Annotated in this window: 4 protein-coding genes; all 4 read right to left on the bottom strand. The window is 45.4% G+C overall.

What is annotated here, in order from left to right:
- Window positions 1–179: 179 nt before the first annotated feature.
- Genes VEI_RS02060 through VEI_RS02045 form a run of 4 tightly spaced genes read right to left on the bottom strand, consistent with a single transcriptional unit; the run spans window position 180 to window position 3,973 of the window.
- The gene (locus tag VEI_RS02060; RefSeq protein ID WP_059361636.1) at window positions 180–1,214 is read right to left on the bottom strand and encodes a 5-oxoprolinase subunit C family protein; all 1,035 of its coding nucleotides are present in this window, start codon (window positions 1,212–1,214) and stop codon (window positions 180–182) included.
- Window positions 1,201–1,944 (bottom strand): 5-oxoprolinase subunit PxpB, encoded by a 744-nt coding sequence (pxpB, locus tag VEI_RS02055; protein ID WP_059361635.1) that lies wholly within the window; start codon window positions 1,942–1,944, stop codon window positions 1,201–1,203. Before pxpB ends, VEI_RS02060 begins: the two co-directional genes overlap by 14 nt.
- Window positions 1,945–1,953: 9 nt before the next feature.
- Window positions 1,954–3,150, bottom strand: coding sequence for an NRAMP family divalent metal transporter (locus tag VEI_RS02050; protein WP_059361634.1), 1,197 nt, complete (start codon window positions 3,148–3,150; stop codon window positions 1,954–1,956).
- Between the two features lie 55 nt (window positions 3,151–3,205).
- Window positions 3,206–3,973, bottom strand: coding sequence for a LamB/YcsF family protein (locus VEI_RS02045; RefSeq protein WP_059361633.1), 768 nt, complete (start codon window positions 3,971–3,973; stop codon window positions 3,206–3,208).
- Window positions 3,974–4,393: the final 420 nt, after the last annotated feature.

Genomic DNA, 4,393 nt, shown 5'->3' with positions numbered 1-4,393 from the left:
TAGGATTTTACAAATCTAATTTTCTTGGTATTTCTTATATTTTAAAGGGACTGCAACTAGAATGCGGTAAAACCGCATTCTGTTACAGCCCCTTCATCATATACATATTCATTCATTAAAATATACAAATACAGCAATAATATATACATAGCGAGTATGACATCATCAATGCATACTTGCTAATCAAGCGTTATATTTTCAGAGAATACAAATGTACTTTGTACAGAAGCTAAGTTAATTTTGCTATGCAAATTTTGCATATATGCCCTATACATCTCTTGTGCCTCTTCCACAGATACAATATCAAAGGTAATTCCATCCCCAATAGGTAATTGGCTCAATCTAGGCAAATCGGCGGTAATAACGGTACCGATTTTAGTATATCCCCCCGTCGTTTGCCGATCCGCCATGAGGATAATTGGATTCCCATCAGATGGAACTTGAATCGATCCAAATACAGCGCCATCGGAGATGATATCGGCGCCGTCGATGTGTTCAACAGGGGCTCCATCTAACCTAAATCCCATGCGGTCGCATTGAATGGTTAATGTATAGAGTTCTCTGCTAAAATTGCGAATACCCGTTTCTGTAAAGTACTTAGCTTGCGAGCCCAGTACAACGCGCAGCGGTTCATGGCATTCACGGCCACCCCGATTAAATAGAACCGTATTAAATAAATGATTTGATTCTCTAGTATAGTCGCAGATGGTAGTATCACGCATGCAGTCCTTTAAACGTACTTCGTCGCCCGCCACTAAGGGACGTCCCTCAAAACCACCGATATTCGCCTTCGTGTGCGTCGCTACGCTGCCGTTAATTTCAGGCACATCAATACCTCCGGCGAAGGAAATATACATACGCACCCCACATTGGCTAAAGCTGCCAGAGATTACATCGCCGTCATGACAGACAAAGGGAATATACCGCGGCACCTCTACATTATTAATGGTAGGCCTCATGTCGGCACCTGTGAAAGCAACAATACACGTACCTTTTACCTTGAGCGTAGGGCTGAGTACGGTACACTCCAAAGCACCTACTGGTGTCGTATTCCCTACAAGGGCTTGTCCGATAGAATAGCTTTCACCATCCATGGGGCCAGCCACGGGCATACCATATTGTTGAAAGCCTACGCGCCCTCTGTCTTGCACGGTGGTCATCATACCAGGCACAACCACCTCAAATGACGCATTCTTATATTCACTTACCGCCACGGAGGTCACCTACCTTTACATGATGCACAACGGGCTTAAAGGAAGTGCCCAATTTCTTAATACAGTGGAACGCACTTTCATCAATGGGAACATAGCGCACATAATCGCCCGCCTTGAGAAGGGCCGCCTGTTCTCGCGACTCATCGTACATGGATACCGGTGTACGTCCTATGATTTGCCATCCTCCAGGGGAATCCGATGGATAGGTGCCGGTCTGCTCACCCGCGATGCCTACGGATCCTGCCGGAATATGCGTGCGAGGTGAGGCCAGGCGAGGGGTAGCGATGCGCGAATCCATGCCACCTAAATAGGTAAAACCGGGGATAAAGCCCATCATGTACACGAGGTAATCCGTACCGCTATGAATGCTCACCACGTCGGCCTCTGTAAGATGATTATGAGAGGCTACAAATCCAAGGTCTGGGCCAAATTCACCACCATAGACGGTCGGTATTTCTATGACCGTCACTAGTTCACTTTCATCAGATTGGATAGGCTGCGTACAGATAGGTTCAAGAATGCGGCACAGTTCAGCATAGGTGTAGCACAGCGCATCATACTGAATGAGAAGCGCACAATAGGTAGGTACCATCTCAATAATCCCCTCTAAATGGAGGCTTTCAATACCCGCCACAGTCTGACGGATACGCTGATTAATCTTAGGGTCAATGACTTGACCAAATTCGATGGAGATAGCACTATCTCCAACAGGTGAAATTGTGGGATTCATGATGTCCCCCTAACCTAATAATTTCGCAATACCTTGCAAGGATGTAACGCCGATATAAGCAGTCACAAGCACAACAATCCAGCCGGTATAGAACAGAACCGGATTGTGCTTATAGTCCCCTACGATATTCGTCTTACGCGTTGCCAATAACATAACGGCTAAGGTAACAGGCAAGATCAAACCATTCACAGAGCCCGCCATGATTAATAGTGTAGCCGGTTTGCCGATAAAGATAAGAATGCATGTGGATACAAAGATGAATGCCATGATGGTCAATTTCTCATACCGTTCCACCACCTTGAACAAGGTTTTAAGGAAGGATACCGATGTATAGGCAGCACCCACAACAGATGTCAACGCAGCGCAGAAGAATACGATACCGAATAATTTATGACCGATTTCACCAGCACCAAGTAAGAACGCAGAACCTGCTGGGTCCTTTGGATCTAATGTAAAGCCCATGGATACGACACCAAGTACGGCCAAGAATAGCAATATACGAACAATGGCATCTACGGACATGCCCATAAAGGCAGCACGACGTACATCGTTTAAATGTTCACGACCTGTAATGCCCGCATCAATCAAGCGATGGCCGCCGGAGAATGTAATGTACCCGCCTACGGTACCACCGATAAGGGTGATCGTAGCCAGCCAAGCGTAATGTGTCGGCACGATGGCATGCGTTACAGCTTCTGCTACAGGAGGGTTCGTAGAAAACGCTACATAGCCGATGAGGGCTAGCATTACTGTGCCCAAAACCTTCGCTGTATTATCGAGGACCCCGCCCATTTTAGGAGACGCAAATAATAAAATACCCAAGATACCACTGATGGCCGCTGCCGTCGTCGTATCGATACCGAATACGATGTTAAGGCCCATGGATGCACCGCCAATATTGCCGATGTTAAACGCAAGACCCCCAAGGGAGATCAAGAACGCTACTACATAACCAAGCCCTGGCAATACCTTATTCGCAATATCTTGGCCCCGCATTTTAGATACGCCGATAATGGTCCACACATTGAGCTGTGCAATGATGGAGAAAATAACGGACACCACGATAGCGAACGCGAAATCCGCCTTCAGCTCACCTGTAAACGCCGCCGTTTGTAATATAAATCCTGGCCCGATGGATGACGTGGCCATCAAAAACGCCGCCCCTAAGAGGACCGACAAACTCGCTTTACCTGTAATGGGTTTCATACTAACTCCTTATACCTCTGCTAGAACTATCCATTCTAGAACTATCTATGTTGAACTATCGATTCTGAAAATTTGCTACAATGACACCCGCCTCAACGAGCCCTTCATGTATATAGTTTGTGAAAGCTATCGCTTTCGGATTATCACCATGAACGCATATGGAATCGGCTACAATGTCGATAATTTTGCCCGTATTCGTTACAACCTTGCCTTCTTTGACCATCATGAGTACACGTTCCAATGCCTCTTGCGGGTCTTTTATGAAAGCCCCCTCTTCCGAACGGGGCACCAAGGTGCCTTCCTCTGTATAACCGCGGTCTGCAAAGACCTCTTGGATCACAGGGATACCTCGCCGCTCGGCCTCTTTGGCTATATAACTACCGCTGAGCACCATAGCTCGAACATTGGGATTTACCGCTTGTAAACCATCTAATACGGCATCAGCTAATTCCGGCGTTACACACGCCATGTTATAAAAAGCACCATGTAATTTCATATGCTGCAACTCTACATCATACTGATTGCAAAATCCTTGCAACGCACCGAGTTGGTAGATCATATACGCCCGTGCCTCATCAGGACTCACCGCCATCTTGCGGCGCCCAAATCCCATTAAATCAGGATATCCCGGATGGGCTCCTACGGCTACGCCCTTCTCCTTGCACATCTTAACGGTAGCCTCCATGATGAGAGGATCCCCTGCATGCCAACCACAAGCCACATTGGCACTAGTGACGTGATTTAACACCTCACTATCCATGCCCAATGTATAATTACCAAAGCTTTCACCTAAATCGCTATTTAAATCTATGTATTGTTTCATATTCTATACCTCTCAGATGTCTATATTCTTGCTTATTCATTTTCTATCAATAGTTCATTCAATGCGGAGTATTTCCCATTGAACTCAAATGTATATCTCATGGAACTCATATAGATACTCATCTTTCTTTTAAATTCTATAGAATATAGCTTGTAGTAAGATTATACAAATTATGAGGTTCACAATTCAAGTAATTTTCTCATGTATACAAAATTCTTAGCATGTATTCATGTATACATAATCCAACTTATATAAATATCTATGCAAAATGTGATTTTTCCTACATTTATCGGCATACGATAAACTATAAAATGCCATATACACGCAAAAAAGCTACCCACCGGCTTAGCCGGTGGTTCTTCTTTTCGCCTATAAGGCGAATGCTACCGGCCGCGCGTGGGAGCGCATGTCGATCCGTCA

It is taken from the genome of Veillonella tobetsuensis, assembly GCF_001078375.1.
Classification (GTDB): domain Bacteria; phylum Bacillota; class Negativicutes; order Veillonellales; family Veillonellaceae; genus Veillonella; species Veillonella tobetsuensis.
This window is presented reverse-complemented; position numbering and strand designations above follow the sequence as displayed.